Origin of the sequence: Psychroserpens sp. XS_ASV72, assembly GCF_041224425.1 — a bacterium.
Classification (GTDB): domain Bacteria; phylum Bacteroidota; class Bacteroidia; order Flavobacteriales; family Flavobacteriaceae; genus Psychroserpens.
The window spans coordinates 262,122-281,257 of the sequence record NZ_JBGFGL010000077.1 but is presented as its reverse complement, the minus strand read 5'-3'; the positions used below and the strand labels follow the sequence as shown (position 1 = coordinate 281,257).

The window sequence follows — 19,136 nt, the reverse complement described above, 5'->3', positions numbered from 1 at the left end:
AAGCTGAGTAATATCATCTAATTGCTAAAATACTATAGCTATAAGAATCAAGATTTAATTTTTTTTCAACAAAATCTTTTCGTTGGTAAATTGTTTCGCCTCATCTAAAAACGTAATCATTTTAGACCAATTTTGAACCGGTTCAAAATAGGATTTATAACGTTTTGAAGTTGTTACGATAAGCTGATTCCCTTCAATATTAGCAGAACTGATAAAGGCTCCTGTTTCATTATCAACATTTTTATTGAGATTGTCTAATCCAGAAACTGAATAGCCTTCAGGTATATTTAAAGTGATGGTATAATTAAAAGATCTTGGATGCGGTAAATATATATTTTCGGATCTTTTTCTTTCTTTTTCTTCAAGGTCAATTTGTCCACCTATCAGCTTTCCTATTTCCATAATATAATTTGGTCCTGCTTTTTTGATTAAAACATCCTTGGCTGTTATGGTTTCGGTAAATGTAAAATAAGAATCTAAGCTGTAACGTCCATTTTCATTGATTTCGTAGGTGTAATCTTCAAACGACTCGATACCGTATTCACTCTTAGCAGAGTTTTCAAAATACTCTTTTTGTTTGTTTTTTAGTTTTTCGATCAAGGCCTTCATTTCCCTGGTGAATTTCTCCCTGTTCTTCTTGCCCCAAACTTGTTCAATCCAAGATTCGGTTTCATAACGCTTATAATCTTCAAAGACATAATCGCTGAATAACAATCGGTCATATTGTTCATCACTTTTTTGATGACCTTTAAAATAATTGACAGCAGTTAATGATAAGCCTGAAAAATCATCATCAAATGTTACTGTAACGTCCTTTTTAGTTTCATTTTGTTCGAACGAGGAAGTTGGAAGTTTTGCCCTTTCTATTTGATCAATCTTGCGCTTATTTTTTTCTGAAGACAGCAAGAATACATCGGTTCCTTCCATAAGCGGTGAAAATTCATTGATATTGGTATGTACACCAAAAAACTGAGCATATAAAGGCGTTGCTGTATGTACTTTCACCATGACCTCTATATTGCGTTCAATAAGAAGTTCATCGATGGTACCATCATAACGTTTTTTCCCTACAACAATACTGTAATCAATATCTTGACGTTTCAGGAATTCGGTAAAATGTCTAATGAATTGTTTTTGGTTTTGGATAAAAACCACATTGTTTTTATAAACTTCAAAGGGATAAGATGAGATATTGGCATCACGAGCATATGCGGCTTCAATATAACGTGTAAGGTAATAATGCCTCATATAGTAATATCCAGAAATTACTTTCTCTGCATCATTTTTGAAGCTCTTTCCTTTGAAGAACGATTTGACATCTCCAACATCTCCATCAGGCTTAAACCTACTATCGTAAAGGTCTAAAACCTCTTCGTCTGAAACACTGGTTTTAATAATATCTTCCTTTTCAGGTAAAAAAGCCAAGGCTCTATCCTCAAATTTTCCTGAACGTGCAAAGTATACTTGAAATTTATAGGAAGGCAGTTCAACAAGTGGATAGAACCAACGTGTAAAGTCACGTTTTGGAATGTTGGTTTCCGTGAGTTCGTATCGACGCATATTATTTTTGTCGGTTGGAAGTTCTTTTAAGTCTGGTGCACCATTAAAAGATTTGAAATTGATAAAAAAATCATTTTCAGTTTCAAAGAACAGTTTGAAATCCATAATAGGATATTCTTCATTTAAGCTCGTTTCCACAGGATCGAAACCGAAGGCATAGGTACTTTTAAAAGGCTCTTTTCTATAAGAATAGTAATCAATGATATCACCAACTTCAAGATTTGGAATGGCAATTTTGGTTTCACCATCGACTTCCACAGCTTCTTCGTCGACATTGATTTCGGTTACACTTCCATCTGGTTTTACGATTTTTACACCTACAAAGGTATTTCCTCTTTTTTTCCAAGTATAGCGTCCTTTAGAAGATCTAAATCGTTTGGTGAATGAAAATTCAGAAAACTCTTCAACGGCAGCTTTATCAAGAAGTTTGATACGTTTTCTTACCGAAGTGGTGTAAGTTACATTCTTGCCAAACTTATGAAAATCGTAATTCTCATTCTTATAAATAACAACAGCTGACTCATTTTCCCATTCTGAAGGAATCTCATTGGCATCGTGGTAGTTGTCATTGGCGCCCCAAAAAAAGTCTTTGGCAGCCATTTCCTCTTTAGATTGCGAGAAAGCAGAAGTTGAAAAAACGAATAGTACTAGTAATAAAAATCTTGAAGCCATGAATTAGTCTTTAGTTAAGATGATTTGTTCGTTATATAGGTTGTTAAGTTGATCAATGAAATTGTTCCATTTTTCAAAATCTGAGGTTTCGATTTTAGCATTCTTAATCTGAAATCGTTTCTTGTAAATAATTGTATTGTTGTCTTTTGAAAACTGTACATCCATATCAAAATTATCAGAGGAAACAGAGATGTTTTCTGGTAAGTGCGAAATATGATACCCTTGAGGAATCTCTAATCGAGTGGTCGCTTCTAAATCTTTTTTAGAGCTGAAAATATAATCGGTAAAGCGTTCCTTAAAGTTGAAATTAGATAGTTGTTTCTCAAAATCTAGATCAATGTAGATCTGATCATCAAATGATGATACTGCATTTTCAACTTTAATATCGTAAGCAATATTGATATTGTCATCTCTATTCAGTAAATCTGAAGTAGCAATATTAGAAACCTTTATATTGCTATTTCCCTTGTTTAGATAATACTCTAAAAACTCATCTTTCTTGTCATTTTTAAGATTGTTGAAATAGTAGAGGAGTCCAGATCGGCTCTCGCCATTAAAAACCTTATCTGCTTTTCCTACAATAGCTTCTTCAGAAAACGACAAGTTGTAATTGAATTGTTCCTTGTTGAAATCGGCTTCAACACTTGGTACGAACTCCAAAATATAATCATCACCATTTTCAATCAAGACTTGCTTTCCTTGAATACGGTCCGCATATTCTCCGAAGGCATTAAATTTTTCTGTACCATCCAAAAAAATAGTTTTTCCATCTTTAAATAATGTACAGATCATGTGATTATCTACAGAGAGGTTAGGCGTAGAGTAGTCGTAGGCAATACGTTTGGTGCCAATCCAAGTCAATCGCGCATCGAATCCAGCTTCGACCAACATTTGTTTGGTTAGGTTAGCCATACCTTTACAATCACCATAGCGCTTGTTGAAAACATTGGAAGCCTCATCGGGTTTGAATCCAGCAATACCATCTTCAAAAGCGATGTAACGAATATTATCTTGAACCCAATAGTAGATATTCTTTATTTTTTCCTCATCGGAAGTTGCATTTTCGGTCAACTCACGTACTTTATCCTTAAAGGCAGAGTTGTCATTTTCAAGGCTAGTAACCAAGGAACGATACCAATCGTAAAGGTCTTGGGTGTCTTTAAAGATATTAACTACTTCGCCATTTACTGAATACGATTTAGGCAAAACCAAGATATGCGGATAAATATAGGTTGGTCCAGGCGTTGCCTCTTCATCATACATGGCTGGAATATCATTTAGCTTGAACGTATATATTTTACCATCGCCCTTTTTGTTGGTAGCGACTTGCTTTTGAATATCAAAACCTTCAAAGTTGATTTCCCTTAATTCTAAATCCAACCAATCTGGTACTTCAACTCTAATGGTTTTTTTTGCTGTAGGATATTGTGAGTTGAAATAAAGTTTGGTAAAATACTTAACATCTTTATACACTTTTTCTAATTTGGTTAAATAGCGATACCCTTTTAGAGGAAAATCAACGTTGGCATAAGTGACGCGAGTATCATTATGAAATAAATCATCGCTGGTATAGGCTTCATCATTAAATGTAAAACCTGCTAGTTTCTGATTTCGGTATCTAATTTCAAAACTCTCAACAGAGGACTCACCATCGTAAAAACTATAAACCTGTATATCGGCACGTGAGTCTATGTTAATCATATTTTCTTCAACGATATGAGTAACGGTAACTTTTCCTTCGCGTTTATTCAAACCAAAGGTCACATCATCTTTACTGGTTACAAGCGCAACATCATCATCTGGATATTGTTCTTTTAAATTTTTAGCTAAGGTAAGGTCTTGTGTGGTTGGTTCTATCCTTTTTTGGCAAAGTGCAACTTCAGAAATAAAAAAGAAGGAGAGAAGTACTAGGGAATATTTAATCATAAAAAAATGTTAAGAATGCTAATATATAATTTCACTTTAAAAATTGAAATTAATTCCAATACATTTCTTTTAAGTGCATTTTCCATCCACGAATAAAACTATGCGTGCATAGTATTTTTTAACTATCTTTACAAAAAAATTATATTTATGGGTTCAACCAAACTTACTGAGCTATTACAAATAAAATATCCTATCATTCAGGCACCAATGTTTTTGGTTTCCAATGTTGCTATGGTAAAAGCTGCGATGGAAACCGGAATAGCAGGTTGTATTCCAGCCTTAAATTATCGAACATTAGATGAGTTGCGTCAAGCGATTCGTGAGTTGAAAGCTGCTAAACCTGAAGGTGGCTCGTTTGGGTTCAACTTGATTGTTAATAAATCAAATATTAAATACAAGGATCAATTGGATGTTCTCTGTCAAGAGGGTTGTGATTTTATCATAACGTCCTTAGGGAGTCCGCAAGAAACTATTGAAAAAGCACATGTTGCTGGAATTAAAGTGTTTTGTGATGTGACCGATTTAAAGTTTGCCAAAAAGGTTGAGGATTTGGGTGCTGACGCTGCTATTGCAGTTAATAACGAAGCTGGTGGACATAGAGGTAATTTGTCGCCTGAAGAATTGATTAAATTATTAAAATCTAATCTCTCCATTCCTGTGATTTCAGCTGGAGGTGTAGGATGCAAGGCAGACATTGATAAAATGCTTAGTTATGGTGCTGAAGGTGTTTCAGTTGGAAGTCCGTTCATTGCTTCTGAGGAAGCTAATGTAACAGATGAATATAAGCAAGCTTGTGTTGATTATGGTGCCGAAGATATTGTGATGACCGAACGTATCTCTGGAACACCGTGTACAGTGATCAATACACCTTATGTACAGAAAATAGGCACTAAGGCTACTTGGATTGAAAATCTACTGAATAAAAATCGAAAGCTTAAAAAATGGGTTAAGATGGTTCGCTTTTCAATTGGGATGAAGGCTACTGAAAAAGCCGCCAAAAAGGCAACTTACAAAACCGTTTGGGTTGCAGGTCCAAGCATCGAACACACAAAAGCAGTATTGCCTGTTAAAGATATAGTGGCAAAGTTGATTTCTTAACACAATTCAAATAATTTATTAGGTAACTGTAACAATTTCAGATGGTTGTTATCTTTAAGTAAACCATAACTATCAATCGCATGAAATTCTTAAAGATTCTAAACCTTACATGCCTTATACTATTTTGTAATCTGACTTTTGCTCAATCTGACGCCAATAAAACACATACCATAAACTCTAAGGCGTTTAATAAAGAAAGATACATAAAGGTGTTTTTACCTGAACGTTACCAAAACGATACCATAACAAAATTTGCAACAGTATATGTTCTTGATGCACAGCATGACATTTTTTGGAATATCGCAAAAGGCAACATTGGCTATATGGTTGATAATTATTCCATAATTCCTATGATTGTGGTCGGAATAGATTCAGACAATAGAGGCTCTGAATTCAATCCTGAAAATACTGAGCTACACGAACACTTTAAAAATGAAGTGATGCCTTTTATTGAGTCCAATTACAGAGTTGATGGGTTTAATATCCTTGTTGGCCATTCTTGGGCTGGTGCTTTTGTTGGGAATACCATATTTAGTGATCAACGCGATTTGTTTGATGCTTACATTGGTATCAGTCCGTCATTTGGAGGAACAGATAACGTGATTGAAAAAAATGCCAAGAAAATGCTTGAAGATCAAACCCATTTTGGCAAGTATCTGTACTTTTCCTATGGAACGGTAGGAAGACGTGAAATGGAATTTGGTGGATTTGTAAAAAGCATTGATACCATGGTTCAGCAGCATCCCAATAAAACCTTAGCTTGGCAACCTCAATTGATTGAAGGTGTTGGACATTGGCAAATCGTGGGACCAACATTTTCTGATGGATTAATTAGTATGAGTAGGAATTATTTTGCGGATCAAAAAGTTATTGAAGATTTTGCGAAATCATCGAGTCAAGACCTTAAAACACAAATACAGTCATTTAATAACGAAAAGAAACAAACTTTCGGTTACATACATGAGGCAAGTCCGAATTACTTAAATTTTGTAGCCAATGACTTTAGAGAGTTAGAAGATTATAAGCATGCATTGGAATTGTATCAGTATGCTTTTGAAAAAGATCCAGAAAACATTAAGGTTTTGGTCAATATTTGTGATGTGTATGATAAAATGGGCGACAAGGTATTGGCTAAACCAGCCTTTGAAAAAGCGATAGCATTGTTGGATGATCAGCAAATGAATGTCAGCAAAAGTTACTATCGAGATGTCAAGAAGTGGCTTATGGAAACTTTGGAGAAATATAAATACTAGTTTTTAAACGATAGATTTTATAATAGTTTCATTTACCTCATGTGGACCATCAAATGGAATGATGTTAAGTTGGTCTCCAAAAAGTTCTTTAGCTCTTGAGGTTTCGTAAGCAATACGCTCTTCGGTTAAATATTCATCTTGAGTTCCATAAATCAAGGAAACCTGTCCAGTAAAATGACTGAAATCGGTTACTTCCAATTCCTTTGGAATACCTCCAGAATGTATAATTAAATGGTCACAGTTTAGTTTCCGCCTAGCGATGTATCGCATGATCACGCTAACGCCTTGTGAATATCCTAGGCACACGAGCTTATTCTTATTAGGTAAGTTTTCAGTTTCAAATATGGCATCAAAATAACGCATGACATTTTCAGTTTCTGCGCTCGTATTCTCTTTAGTCAGCCAACTAGATCCTACATGTTTAAAATTAGAAGACTGATAATATTTGCTTTGTGCTTGAGGTGCAATAATGTAATTCTCTTTTTCTGATAAACCTTTGAAATGCTTTATGAAATAACGGCTCAAATAGCCCATTCCATGGCAAACGAACCAAATATTTTTAGTTTCTGTAGTTAATGTATTCAGCGCGCTGTAAGTATTACTGGTCTTATAAAATATTTCCTTTTCAGTAGAATTCATTTCGTATGTTTGTAATGCACTTTAAAAATACAGTATTTCTATGCAATTATCTAAAGAAGCCGTATTATCTCAGGCAAATGCCGTATGTAAAAATACCTTAATGGAAACACTACAAATTGAAATGGTCGATTTCGGTGATGATTTTTTGGTTGCCAGAATGCCTGTAAATTCTAGAGTTTATCAACCAGATGGTGTTCTGCATGGAGGTGCAACAGTCGCTCTTGCTGAAAGTGTTGGTAGTTTTGCAGCTCATATTTTTATGGATACCAAAGACCGATTTGTGAGAGGCATTGAAATTTCTGCAAACCATCTTAAAAGTGTGAAAGAAGGGTATGTTTATGCAAAAGCTACTTACCTTCATAAAGGTAGAACCACTCAACTTTGGGAAATCAAGATAACCGATGATAATGATGCACTGATTTCTGTTTGTAAACTTTCAACGATTTCGCTTACTAAACAATAACGATGTCCCAAGACGAATTTTTATCTTTCATAGAAGTACATCTTGCTAACAATTTACCATGTGTTGTGTACAGGAAACCAAATCAAACTTTGGTTCATGTCATACTTCAGAAAGATGATCAACTCCACATAACTACTGATTTTACTGAGAGCGGATTTGTGTTTGCACCTTTCGATGATTCAAAAGATGCCGTTCTGATGCCTTTTGATGCTTCTAAAGTCTATTCTTATGATTTGGGAACTACGGACTTTGATTCAAATTCGAATGAAATTTCTGAATCTTCAGAAACTGATAAGGAAATTCATATCAATTTGGTGAAGAAAGGTATTGAGACTATTCAAAAAGGGAGCATGCAAAAAGTGGTCTTATCGCGCTGTGAAACCCAAAAAACACAAAATGGAAGTGCCTTGCAATTGTTTCTCAAACTGCTTTCAGGATATTCCAATGCTTTTGTGTATTGCTGGTTCCATCCAAAAATTGGATTGTGGTTGGGAGCTACTCCAGAAACCTTAATTCAACTTAATGGCAAGCGTTTTAAAACCATGGCGCTTGCAGGCACACAAAGTAATATTGGAAAAGAGGAGGTAAGTTGGAGCCAAAAAGAACTCCAGGAACAACAATATGTAACAGACTTTATTGTAAATCAGCTAGAGCCTCATACTACAAGTCTAAATATAACAGAACCAAAGACATCTAAAGCTGGTCATCTTTTGCATTTAAGAACTGACATTTCTGGAGTTATTTCAACCGATTTAAAGTCAGTAGTGAAAGTGCTTCATCCCACACCAGCGGTTTGTGGATTGCCAAAAACACCTGCAAAAGAATTTATTTTAGAAAATGAAGCGTATGATCGTGGGTTTTACACAGGTTTTTTAGGAGAGTTAAATCTTGAAGCCAAAATTTCCAGAAACAAAAACAAACGAAATGTAGAGAACAATGCTTATTCTGCTATTCAAAAAACGAGTCATTTATTTGTTAATTTAAGATGTCTTCAACTAAAAGACTTTATTGCGATTATCTATATTGGAGGCGGCATTACCAAAGACTCCAATCCGGAAAGTGAATGGTTGGAAACGGTTTCAAAATCTGAAATAATGAAACGTGTTTTACAAGCTTAGAACTTTTTAACAGATTATTTTTTTCGTAATTTTGTTGGAATGATATATCCAAAAATCCCTTTAGCACAAACTGTAGTCCAGTTGTGTAAAATTAAAGATATAAAGCATATTGTAATTTCTCCAGGTAGCAGAAATGCACCTTTAACCATAGGCTTTACAAATGATGATTTTTTTAAGTGTTACAGCATTGTAGACGAACGTTGTGCCGCTTTTTTTGCATTAGGTATAGCACAGCAAATACATGAGCCTGTTGCATTGGTTTGTACATCAGGTAGTGCATTACTCAATTATTATCCCGCTATTTCAGAAGCTTTCTTTAGTGACATTCCTTTGGTAGTGCTCTCTGCAGATCGACCAAAGCACTTGATAGGTATTGGTGATGGTCAAACCATTAATCAGCCAAATGTCTTTGAAAATCATATTCTGTATTCGGCGAATCTTAAATTGGATTTAAAGGATGAGCATAGGCTATCTGACAATGAAGATTTGCCAATTTTTAAGAGTATAGAAAACAAACTTGAGCGTTTATTAGGACTCCAGCAAGGCATTCAATCATTTAATGAAGATGAAATCAATACCGCTTTAAATTTGGCTCGCCACAAAAAGGGACCAGTACATATAAATATTCCTTTTGAAGAGCCATTGTATGAATTGGTAGAGAATCTTTCGGTATCACCTAAAGGCAAGGAATTGGACGTAAAGCCGTCAAAAATTGATATGGTTGAGATTGATGATTGTGTTGACGAATGGTATTTGGCAAAGCGAAAAATGATTTTGATAGGTGTATTACCACCGAATGCTTTGGATAATCAAATTATTGATGAACTTGCAGATGATGAAAGTGTGATTGTTTTTACTGAAACCACATCCAATATAAATCATCCCAATTTTTTTCCGAGTATCGATAAAATCATAGCCCCTTTAGACGAGGATGATTTCAAGGCACTTCAGCCAGAAATACTTATAACCTTGGGTGGTATGGTTGTTTCAAAAAAAATTAAAGCTTTTTTGCGTCAGTTTAAGCCAAAGCAACATTGGCACATCGATGAGAAAACTGCCAATGATACATTTTTTAGTCTGACCAGACATATTGAGACTTCTCCACAACAATTTTTTTCTGCTTTTTTACCAAAGTTGAACCATATCACAAAAAGCGATTATTATGATCATTGGGAATCGGTTAAAAAGCATCGCTCTAAAAAACATTTGCAATACCTGAAAGAGATTCCGTTTTCTGATTTTAAAGTTTTTAACACAGTGTTAAAAGCGATTCCAAGCAAATCTGTTTTGCATCTTGGTAATAGTTCGACAGTGCGTTATGCTCAGCTTTTCAATTTAAATCCGTCACTTCAGGTTTATTGCAATCGCGGCACTAGTGGCATAGATGGTAGTACATCTACAGCTGTTGGTTGTGCTGCAGTTTCAGAAGAACAAACCACTTTGGTTACAGGCGACTTGAGTTTCTTTTATGACAGCAACGCCCTTTGGAATAGCTATATCCCGAAAAATTTCAGAATTATTCTTATCAATAATCAAGGAGGTGGAATTTTCAGAATCCTTCCTGGTAATAAGAACACCCAAAATTTTGATACTTATTTTGAAACTACTCATAATTTGAACGCAGAGCATTTGTGTAAAATGTTTGGATTCGAGTATTCATTAGCCACTTCCGAAGAAGACATAAATACCAAAATCAAGGGTTTTTTCAATAAATCCAAATTGCCACGTTTACTTGAGATTGCAACTCCAAGATTAAAAAACGATGAGATTCTATTGGACTACTTTAACTTTATTAAGTAATCGTTAAATTGTGACTTTCACAAACAAATGGTGTCTTAAAAATAGTTATATTTATAGTAGAATTATTTAACATTAAAAATTATTTCACATGAGTAAAAGAGATGAATTGATAGCAAAGTATGCTGCAGACTTAAAAGAAAAATGCGGTGTAAATCCAGATATGGACTTATTGACAAAAGTAACTGTTGGTCTAGGACCATCAATTTACAATGCTGATGCTGCCACTGTCTCAGGTTCAGATGAGTCAGAACTAAATACTGTTAAGCAAAACTTTTTGATTAAAAAGCTAGGTTTAAAAGATGGTGCCGATTTAGATAAAGGCATCGATTCAGTAATGGAAACCTACGGTAGATCTAATAGAAATAAATACAGAGCTGTAGTTTATTATTTGCTAACTAAGCACTTCAAGAAAGAATCAGTTTATTAAAATTATAAGTTGATAAATTAAAGCGCTATGACTCGTAGAGAATCATAGCGCTTTTTTAATGCTATAAATTCGAATATGAGTATCTTTGGCGCATGATAAAATTAGGAAACTATAATACATTAGACATCATAAGAGAATCAGAGCAAGGGTTATACTTGTCTGATGAAGAAGGGAATGAAGTACTATTACCAAATCGTTATGTTCCAGAGACATTCAAGATATGGGATCCCATCGAGGTGTTTGTCTATTTGGATAATGAAGAACGACCTGTTGCGGTAACAGATAAACCTTATGTAACGGTTAATGAATTTGCTGTGTTACGATGTAACCAAGTGACCAAGCATGGCGCATTTTTAGATTGGGGAATGGTGAAAGAATTGTTTTGTCCGTTCAAAGAGCAAGCCTTTAAAATGAAAGCTGGTGGTTGGTATTTAATTTATTGTTATCTCGATGAAGAAACAGAACGTTTGGTAGCCTCCAGTAAGACCAACCGTTTCTTGGATAATACAGAATTAACGGTTGAACCCTTTGAAGAAGTTAATCTTATCATTTCCCACCCTTCAGAACTCGGAATGAATGTTATTGTCAACAAACAACACCATGGGTTGATATATAAGGATAATATTTTCCAGGAACTTAGTGTTGGAGATGAGTTGAAAGGTATTGTTAAGAAAATCCGTCATGATAATAAACTAGACATCACCTTACAAAAAATAGGTTATCGCAATATAGAACCTAATGCTGAAAAGATCTTGACAGTTCTCGAAGATCATGAAGGATTTTTACCATTAACCGATAAGTCAGACCCTGAGTTGATTCGAAAAGAATTGGGAATGAGCAAAAAGAGCTTTAAAAAAGCAATTGGATCCCTTTATAAAGACCGAATCATAACGATTGAAGAACATGGTATTAGACTAGTTTAAACCGCTTTCATGACATTTTTCCAAACGTTCTTGAACAGAATTGAGTCCTTCATATAGATTATCAAAACAAATATTTTCCCATTCACAAAAACTGCTTTCAATTTTGGCATTCATAAGTGTGGCTTCAGTATAACTAACAATGCCATAAGCAGCTAGGTTAGGCAGTTTTTGTCTGGCCTTTTTTAAATCCAATAACGAAATAGAATATGAATTAATTCTGTTGGCAATTATTCCGAAGGGTTTAGAAGTGCCATAATGTTTTTTTATAGACTTTAATGTTGGTGTTACAGCCTTTAAATCTATATGAGTACCTTCGTTAAACTCAATTACAGCGATGTCTTTAAAAAAGTGGGTAACACCAAACTCTGATGAGGTTTTTTCTAGGATTTTTGTCGCAAATTCTGTGTGTTCAATTCCAATAATCTTATAACTTAATAACAGCTAGACCTTTAGTTACTATGACCAAAAGACTATATCATATTTAAGTTTTCCGATTAAATAATTATATAAACGAAAAACAAAAAGTGATACGTTGGTTTAAGAGTTTTGGATGTTTTTGAACGTTATTTATTCGATGTTAGAAAGCGTTTTTTCAACCCACTCTACAGCAGAATCAAGACTTCTAAAAGATTTTCTGTTGAATTCAAAAAAGCGGTCTTCTATTTCAAATACTCTTTCAGTTATTAGGTTGTAAGCTACAACGGCATAGGCTTTTAAGTTAGGAAAAGCTTCATTGAAAATATTGGCTTGAGTTATGTTTATAGAATATGAATTTTCCCTATTTGCTATGTAGCCAAAATCTCTGCCATTAAAGTGTGACTTAATGTAGTTGCCCACACTTTCAAAATTATTGTGGTTTATATCGATTCCTTCAGAAAAATTAGTGATAACATAGGTGTCGTTAAAAAAAATACTTCCTATGTTAAACTCTTTTTTTTGTAGACCTTCAAGGTTGGGGATGTTAGTCATTTTAGCTAGGGTATAGTAATTAGGGTGTTGTAAATATAGCTCACATTTGATAATTTCCAAATAGAATACCATCGATATTTCTATTATTATTTCCTTATTTTTGTTATCAAAATTTTGTAAAATATGAGCCATATAGATTGGAAAGATGCCAAATCTTATGAAGACATTACATACAAAAAATGTAATGGTGTAGCAAGAATTGCATTCAACAGACCAAATGTTAGAAATGCCTTTAGACCAAAAACCACTAGTGAGCTTTATGATGCTTTTTATGATGCCAATGAAGATGTGAATATTGGAGTTGTTTTATTATCTGCTGAAGGACCATCAACCAAAGATGGTATTTGGAGTTTTTGTTCTGGAGGAGATCAAAAGGCTAGAGGTCATCAAGGGTATGTTGGTGAGGATGGCTATCATCGTTTGAATATATTGGAAGTACAACGTTTGATCCGTTTCATGCCAAAAGCAGTTATTGCTGTGGTTCCTGGTTGGGCTGTTGGTGGAGGTCATAGTCTTCACGTTGTTTGTGATTTAACACTTGCTAGTAAGGAACATGCAATTTTTAAACAAACCGATGCTGATGTCACTAGTTTTGATGGAGGTTATGGCTCAGCGTATTTGGCTAAAATGGTCGGACAAAAAAAGGCGCGTGAAATCTTTTTCCTCGGAAGAAATTATTCGGCTCAAGAAGCTTTCGAAATGGGCATGGTCAATGCGGTGATTACTCATGATGATTTAGAAACTACAGCTTATGAATGGGCCCAAGAGATTTTAGCGAAATCACCAACGTCTATAAAGATGCTGAAATTTGCCATGAACCTAACCGATGATGGTATGGTCGGACAACAAGTATTTGCTGGTGAGGCAACCAGATTAGCATACATGACAGACGAAGCCAAAGAAGGTCGTGATGCCTTTTTAGAAAAGCGTAAGCCAAACTTTGATAAAAAGTGGATCCCATAAAATAATTGCTTCTTTCATGTTTAAGAAAATCAAACCTTGGATTTCAGCTTTTCGCTTGAGAACCTTACCACTTTCTGTTTCAGGAATCATCATAGGTGCTTGTTTGGCACATCACAACGGTGCCTTTAATGGCTATATCTTCACTTTTGCAATTCTATTGACTATAAGTCTGCAAATACTTTCAAATCTAGCAAATGATTATGGTGATGGTGTAAAGGGTACTGATAATGAGACTAGGGTTGGACCTGAACGTGCTATTCAAAGTGGTGCGATTTCAGAAAAAGAAATGCTACTGGGAATAAAAAACAACATTCTGATTGTTGTCGGACTTTCAGTAGCGCTTATTTATATGTCTTTTGGTGTAAGCCATTTATTGCTGTCCCTTCTATTTTTTGTGTTAGCTGGTTTATCTATTTATGCAGCGATATCCTATACTGTTGGAGAATCGGCTTATGGTTATAGAGCTTTAGGTGATTTGTTTGTACTAATTTTCTTTGGTTTTGTAAGCGTTTGTGGTAGCTATATTTTATTCGCAAAGCAAATTGATCATCATGTATTTTTGCCTTCAATATCTTTGGGTCTCTTAAGTGTTGGAGTACTAAACTTAAACAATATGAGAGATATTGATACCGATAAAGTATCAGGAAAGATTACTTTAGCAGTTAAACTTGGAAAGCAAAGGGCAAAATATTACCACTATTTTCTAATAGGATCAGCTATAGTTGTGTCTGCTCTTTTTGGAATTCTCTATTTTTCTTCTTTCACTAATCTGTTGTTTTGTATAGCTTATATTCCATTGATACTACATCTCTTTAAAATCAAGAAAGCCGTGCAACCTCATGATTTTGATTCTCAGTTAAAAGTGTTGGCTCTTTCAACATTTTTGTTTTCTGTACTTTTAGGGATAGGATATATTTTATGAAAATATTAACATAAACACTTGTTTTTCAAATAATTAATCATTATATTTAAATGAAATTTTGTAGGTCGGCATTGTTTGCTATTATGTTGACAATAAAATTTGGGGCTTTAAAACTCAGACAAATTAGCTTTAATCTGTCTGAGTTTTTTCGTATTTTGGAATCTGTCTTATGTTTCAAAAATTGTATTTATGCAAATTTCATTTTATGGCCATGCCTGTTTAGGAATCAAAATTAGTGATATCCATATTCTTGTAGATCCTTTCATTACTGCTAATCCGAAAGCGTCACATATTGATATCAATACGCTCAAAGCGGATTATATTTTAGTAACACATGCGCATCAAGATCATATTTTAGATGTCGAAGCCATTGCAAAGCGTACAGGAGCAGTTGTGGTTTCCAATTTTGAGATTGCTACCCATTACGATAAACTAGGAATTGAAAATCACCCAATGAATCATGGTGGTCAATGGGATTTTGAATTTGGTGTAGTAAAATATGTCAATGCCATTCATACGTCTTCTTTTCCTGATGGAAGCTATGGTGGACAACCTGGTGGATTTGTTATTGAAGGCGAGCACAAGAATATTTATATAGCTGGTGACACGGCTTTGACTATGGATATGAAATTGATTCCTATGCAAACCAAATTAGATTTAGCGATCCTTCCTATTGGAGATAATTTCACCATGGGTGTTGATGATGCCATTTTAGCTAGCGATTTTGTTGGATGCGACAAAGTATTGGGATATCATTTTGATACCTTTGGTTACATTGAAATTGACCATGAAGAGGCAAAACGTAAGTTTTTCGATAAAAACAAGGATTTGATGCTTTTGGATATTGGTGAAAGTATTGAACTATAAAGGCTTATCGTACTTTGCTTCTTAATACAAGCTTGTGAATAAGCTTTGGTGAAAGACGCTTTACATACACTCCGAACCTTTCAAATTTTCCTATGTAGGCTTCGAATTTCTCTTTTTGAATCGCCTTAATCATCTTTTTTGTAAAGACATCTACATTCAGTCCATTTTCAGTCATGTCATCTTGATACCCTTGTTTTGATCCATCACCAGTTAATGCATTACGAGCTACATTTGTGTTTACAAATCCTGGACAAATCAAGGTGACCTTAATATTGTCTTTGTCATGTTCTAATCGTAAAGCATCAAAAAAACCATGTAGCGCATGTTTTGCACCACAGTATGCTGAGCGATATGGAGAACTGAATTTTCCCATAAGGCTTGATACTACGACATAATGTCCAGATTGTTGTTCGACAAAATGTGGCAAAATGGCTTTAGACAAAGCAACTGTTCCCAGATAATCGACTTCCATTAATTTGCGATCAACTTCAATAGTGGTTTCAATTATTGGTGATCGTTGACTAATGCCTGCATTGTTGATAAGCATATCAATTCTTCCAAAACACATAATTGCTTTTTCAGAAACCATTCCTGCTTCATCAATCTTCGATAAATCTAAAGGAAGTATCTTTACGTTTTCAGGGTTTTGACAGTTATTCTTTACATTCAATAACGCTGCTTCTCTTCGAGCAGAAAGAATTAATTTGCAATTGTACTTTGAAAGTGCCATCGCTAGACTTTCACCTATACCACTTGAGGCTCCAGTTATCCAAATGATTTTATTGTCAAATGTCATTCAAGGTATTTTTATCAAGCCATTCTTTTCTTAAATCATCAGAAATTTGTCCGCTACCATCGTGCTTCCAACCAGGTGGTTTGAATAGATATAAGACACGGTCTTTTATAGATTTCTCTCCAGAAAGCATATCTTTAAACATGTAGTACCATTCCACAAATGCAATTTTAACTGGATTATAGGTGTGAATGTTTTTCACTAATCCGTAGACTACTTTTTCTTCCTTTAATTCGGGTTGAAATGTTCCAAAAAATTTATCCCAAATAATTAAGATTCCAGCATGATTACGATCTAAGTACAAGGGATTACTACCATGATGGACGCGATGATGCGAAGGTGTGTTAAAAACAGCTTCAAACCAACGAGGCATTTTATCAATAGCTTCAGTATGAATCCAGAATTGATAGAGCAAACTAATGGACATTTGTAACATGATCATCGCTGGATGAAATCCTAAAATAGGCAACCATAGCCAAAAAATAAAGGTATAAAAGCCACCAGACCAAGTTTGGCGTAAAGCAGTACTTAAGTTATAATGTTGTGAGGAGTGGTGTACCACATGCGATGCCCAAAACAAACGACATTGATGTGAAATACGATGAAACCAATAATAGGCTAAATCATCTGCAAAAAATAACAGCACAAAACTCCACCAAGCAACAGGAATGGTGAATAACCTAAAATTGTCATAGATAAGAAAAAAGGAAAATAACACTAAAGCTTTACTAAAAAAACCAAGAAATACATTGCCTAATCCCATAGCAATTGATGAAAAAGCATCCTTGGGCTCGTAGGTTTTAATGCCATGCCTAACCGTTACAACTAATTCCACAAGCATTGCTAGAATGAAAAATGGAATGGCATATAAAATGATATTGGGAAAGTTAGGGTCTTGCATTTGTCAATCTATTTATGCTAAAGTACAAAATTGCTAAAAATCTCTATATTTTTGCAGAACCAAAACTTTACTATGAAATTAAAATATAACCTCTCATGTATCTTATGTCTTTTAATGTCTTCTGTTTTTTCTCAAGTAGAATCAGGACAAACAGGCGCTTGGTATATGTACTTCTTTAGTCATCAATTTAAAGAGAGTCAATTTGGTATTCAGGGTGATATACAATACCGCAATTGGAATCTTGGAGGAGATCTTGAACAATTGTTGTTGAGAGCTGGAGCGACTTACTCACCTAAATCAGCTAATCTGATCTTGACTTTAGGCTATGCCAATATCACTACTGGAGAATTTGGTGATGGAAATGACACAACGACTGAAAGCCGTATCTATCAAGAAGCATTGATACCGCAAAAAGTAGGAAATAGAATTTATTTGACACATCGCTTTCGTTATGAGCAACGCTTTGTTGAAGATCAAGATTTTAGAACACGCTATCGTTATAACCTATTCTTTAATTTGCCTTTCAATAAACAAAACATGGATGAAGGCGCAATATATCTAGCCTTGTATAATGAATTATTTGTCAACGGTCAAAAGGATATCGGAAAAGGAAGAACGGTTGCGTTTTTTGATAGAAACAGGACATATCTTGGGTTGGGTTATACTTTAAAAGCAGGACAGCGCATTCAGTTGGGTTGGATGAACCAAAAAAGTGACGCTCTAGGAAAAGCCCAATTACAACTTAGTTTCCATCATAAATTTTAGTTAGATATTATATTTGCTATTATGACAGCACAGTATCAGCAATACATTCTGAAATTTAAACAGGCTAGTGGCACATCAAGAGGTGTTTTGAAAACTAAGGAAACTTGGTTTATCATTATTCGTGACACTCAAAATTTTGGAATTGGTGAGTGTGGTCTCTTTAGAGGTTTGAGTTGTGATGATCGACCTGACTATGAAGACAAGCTAAAGTGGGCTTGCAATAATATAGCACTCGGACTTGATGTTTTGAGAAAAGAACTTGTTGAGTTTCCTAGCATTCAATTCGGATTGGAACAAGCATTTCAATCGTTAGGTAGTAAAACACCTTTTGAACTATTTCCATCCGATTTTACTGAAGGACATCAGCCAATTCCCATCAACGGATTGATTTGGATGGGAAGTGAAGCTTTTATGAAAAAACAGATTAAGGAAAAACTTGAGGCAGGTTTTAGTTGCATTAAAATGAAAATTGGAGCCATCGATTTTGATACCGAATTGAATCTTTTGAGATCCATACGAAGAGAGTTTTCAGCAAAGGATATTGAACTAAGAGTTGATGCCAATGGTGCTTTTGGAATTAATGACGCTTTAGAGAAGTTAAATCGTTTATCGGAGTTTGAACTTCATTCTATAGAACAACCCATTAAACAAGGTCAGTTTGAAGCAATGGCAAAGCTTTGTGAACAAACACCTTTACCAATCGCCTTAGACGAGGAATTAATAGGCGTGTTTTCTGTAACAAAAAAGAAAGCCTTACTACAAATGATACAACCACAGTATATCATTTTGAAACCAAGTTTGGTTGGTGGATGGTTTGGTAGTCAGGAATGGATTGATTTAGCAAATGCAAATCAAATAGGATGGTGGATTACCAGTGCTTTGGAAAGTAATGTTGGTTTGAATGCTATTTCACAATGGACTTACACATTGGATAGCCCATTACCACAAGGTTTAGGAACGGGTCAATTATTTACAAACAATATTGTAAGTCCATTAAAAGTAAAAAATGGTACATTGCGTTATGAAATAAATGAAGATTGGAATTTATCTAATCTCAACCTAAAAATTTAAAATTAG

At 34.7% G+C, this 19,136-nt stretch carries 19 protein-coding genes; 12 read left to right on the top strand and 7 right to left on the bottom strand.

Annotated features, from left to right (window positions below):
- Positions 1 to 54 precede the first annotated feature (54 nt).
- Together AB9K26_RS10135 and AB9K26_RS10130 are read right to left on the bottom strand one after the other, a co-directional pair.
- Positions 55 to 2,232 (bottom strand): DUF3857 domain-containing protein, encoded by a 2,178-nt coding sequence (locus AB9K26_RS10135; protein ID WP_369972455.1) that lies wholly within the window; start codon positions 2,230 to 2,232, stop codon positions 55 to 57.
- Between the two features lie 3 nt (positions 2,233 to 2,235).
- On the bottom strand, positions 2,236 to 4,158 hold the full coding sequence (locus AB9K26_RS10130) for a transglutaminase family protein (protein ID WP_369972454.1): 1,923 nt from the start codon (positions 4,156 to 4,158) through the stop codon (positions 2,236 to 2,238).
- Between the two features lie 147 nt (positions 4,159 to 4,305).
- Here AB9K26_RS10130 and AB9K26_RS10125 point away from each other — a divergent pair, with 147 nt between their 5' ends.
- Together AB9K26_RS10125 and AB9K26_RS10120 are read left to right on the top strand one after the other, a co-directional pair.
- Entirely contained in the window at positions 4,306 to 5,256 is a 951-nt protein-coding gene (locus AB9K26_RS10125; protein ID WP_369972453.1) for an NAD(P)H-dependent flavin oxidoreductase, read from the top strand.
- 80 nt (positions 5,257 to 5,336) lie between these two features.
- The gene (locus AB9K26_RS10120; protein ID WP_369972452.1) at positions 5,337 to 6,509 is read left to right on the top strand and encodes an alpha/beta hydrolase-fold protein; all 1,173 of its coding nucleotides are present in this window, start codon (positions 5,337 to 5,339) and stop codon (positions 6,507 to 6,509) included.
- A 3-nt stretch (positions 6,510 to 6,512) separates the two neighbouring features.
- Here AB9K26_RS10120 and AB9K26_RS10115 read toward each other — a convergent pair whose 3' ends face one another.
- The gene (locus tag AB9K26_RS10115) at positions 6,513 to 7,148 is read right to left on the bottom strand and encodes an alpha/beta hydrolase (RefSeq protein ID WP_369972451.1); all 636 of its coding nucleotides are present in this window, start codon (positions 7,146 to 7,148) and stop codon (positions 6,513 to 6,515) included.
- A 40-nt stretch (positions 7,149 to 7,188) separates the two neighbouring features.
- Between AB9K26_RS10115 and AB9K26_RS10110 the strand changes: the two genes are divergently transcribed.
- From AB9K26_RS10110 to AB9K26_RS10090, 5 genes are all read left to right on the top strand, one after another.
- Positions 7,189 to 7,611, top strand: a complete 423-nt coding sequence (locus tag AB9K26_RS10110) for a PaaI family thioesterase (protein ID WP_369972450.1) — start codon at positions 7,189 to 7,191, stop codon at positions 7,609 to 7,611.
- A gap of 2 nt (positions 7,612 to 7,613) precedes the next feature.
- Positions 7,614 to 8,729, top strand: coding sequence for a chorismate-binding protein (locus AB9K26_RS10105; protein WP_369972449.1), 1,116 nt, complete (start codon positions 7,614 to 7,616; stop codon positions 8,727 to 8,729).
- A gap of 39 nt (positions 8,730 to 8,768) precedes the next feature.
- A complete protein-coding gene (gene menD / locus AB9K26_RS10100; protein ID WP_369972448.1) occupies positions 8,769 to 10,529 on the top strand; it encodes a 2-succinyl-5-enolpyruvyl-6-hydroxy-3-cyclohexene-1-carboxylic-acid synthase in 1,761 nt (586 codons plus the stop codon).
- Positions 10,530 to 10,617: 88 nt separating this feature from the next.
- The gene (locus AB9K26_RS10095; protein ID WP_369972447.1) at positions 10,618 to 10,956 is read left to right on the top strand and encodes a DUF2853 family protein; all 339 of its coding nucleotides are present in this window, start codon (positions 10,618 to 10,620) and stop codon (positions 10,954 to 10,956) included.
- Between the two features lie 92 nt (positions 10,957 to 11,048).
- Positions 11,049 to 11,879, top strand: a complete 831-nt coding sequence (locus AB9K26_RS10090) for a S1 RNA-binding domain-containing protein (protein ID WP_369972446.1) — start codon at positions 11,049 to 11,051, stop codon at positions 11,877 to 11,879.
- On the opposite strand, the gene AB9K26_RS10085 is transcribed toward AB9K26_RS10090, so the two are convergent.
- Positions 11,871 to 12,071, bottom strand: coding sequence for a hypothetical protein (locus tag AB9K26_RS10085; protein ID WP_369972445.1), 201 nt, complete (start codon positions 12,069 to 12,071; stop codon positions 11,871 to 11,873). The genes AB9K26_RS10090 and AB9K26_RS10085 overlap by 9 nt on opposite strands.
- Positions 12,072 to 12,446: 375 nt before the next feature.
- Positions 12,447 to 12,980 (bottom strand): hypothetical protein, encoded by a 534-nt coding sequence (locus tag AB9K26_RS10080; RefSeq protein WP_369972444.1) that lies wholly within the window; start codon positions 12,978 to 12,980, stop codon positions 12,447 to 12,449.
- Here AB9K26_RS10080 and AB9K26_RS10075 point away from each other — a divergent pair.
- The 3 genes from AB9K26_RS10075 (at position 12,972) to AB9K26_RS10065 (ending at position 15,600) form a co-directional block, all read left to right on the top strand.
- The gene (locus tag AB9K26_RS10075) at positions 12,972 to 13,811 is read left to right on the top strand and encodes a 1,4-dihydroxy-2-naphthoyl-CoA synthase (protein WP_369972443.1); all 840 of its coding nucleotides are present in this window, start codon (positions 12,972 to 12,974) and stop codon (positions 13,809 to 13,811) included. The genes AB9K26_RS10080 and AB9K26_RS10075 overlap by 9 nt on opposite strands.
- 16 nt (positions 13,812 to 13,827) lie before the next feature.
- Positions 13,828 to 14,733: a 1,4-dihydroxy-2-naphthoate octaprenyltransferase gene (gene menA / locus AB9K26_RS10070; RefSeq protein WP_369972442.1), complete on the top strand. Its 906-nt coding sequence runs from the start codon at positions 13,828 to 13,830 to the stop codon at positions 14,731 to 14,733.
- Positions 14,734 to 14,922: 189 nt separating this feature from the next.
- The gene (locus AB9K26_RS10065) at positions 14,923 to 15,600 is read left to right on the top strand and encodes a metal-dependent hydrolase (RefSeq protein ID WP_369972441.1); all 678 of its coding nucleotides are present in this window, start codon (positions 14,923 to 14,925) and stop codon (positions 15,598 to 15,600) included.
- A 4-nt stretch (positions 15,601 to 15,604) separates the two neighbouring features.
- Here AB9K26_RS10065 and AB9K26_RS10060 read toward each other — a convergent pair whose 3' ends face one another.
- Complete coding sequence (locus AB9K26_RS10060) at positions 15,605 to 16,396, bottom strand: SDR family oxidoreductase (RefSeq protein ID WP_369972440.1); 792 nt, start codon at positions 16,394 to 16,396, stop codon at positions 15,605 to 15,607.
- A complete protein-coding gene (locus AB9K26_RS10055) occupies positions 16,386 to 17,294 on the bottom strand; it encodes a sterol desaturase family protein (protein ID WP_369972439.1) in 909 nt (302 codons plus the stop codon). Before AB9K26_RS10055 ends, AB9K26_RS10060 begins: the two co-directional genes overlap by 11 nt.
- Before the next feature lie 72 nt (positions 17,295 to 17,366).
- Between AB9K26_RS10055 and AB9K26_RS10050 the strand changes: the two genes are divergently transcribed.
- On the top strand, positions 17,367 to 18,059 hold the full coding sequence (locus AB9K26_RS10050) for a DUF2490 domain-containing protein (RefSeq protein ID WP_369972438.1): 693 nt from the start codon (positions 17,367 to 17,369) through the stop codon (positions 18,057 to 18,059).
- A 21-nt stretch (positions 18,060 to 18,080) separates the two neighbouring features.
- Positions 18,081 to 19,130, top strand: coding sequence for an o-succinylbenzoate synthase (locus AB9K26_RS10045; RefSeq protein WP_369972437.1), 1,050 nt, complete (start codon positions 18,081 to 18,083; stop codon positions 19,128 to 19,130).
- The last annotated feature ends 6 nt before the right edge of the window (positions 19,131 to 19,136 follow it).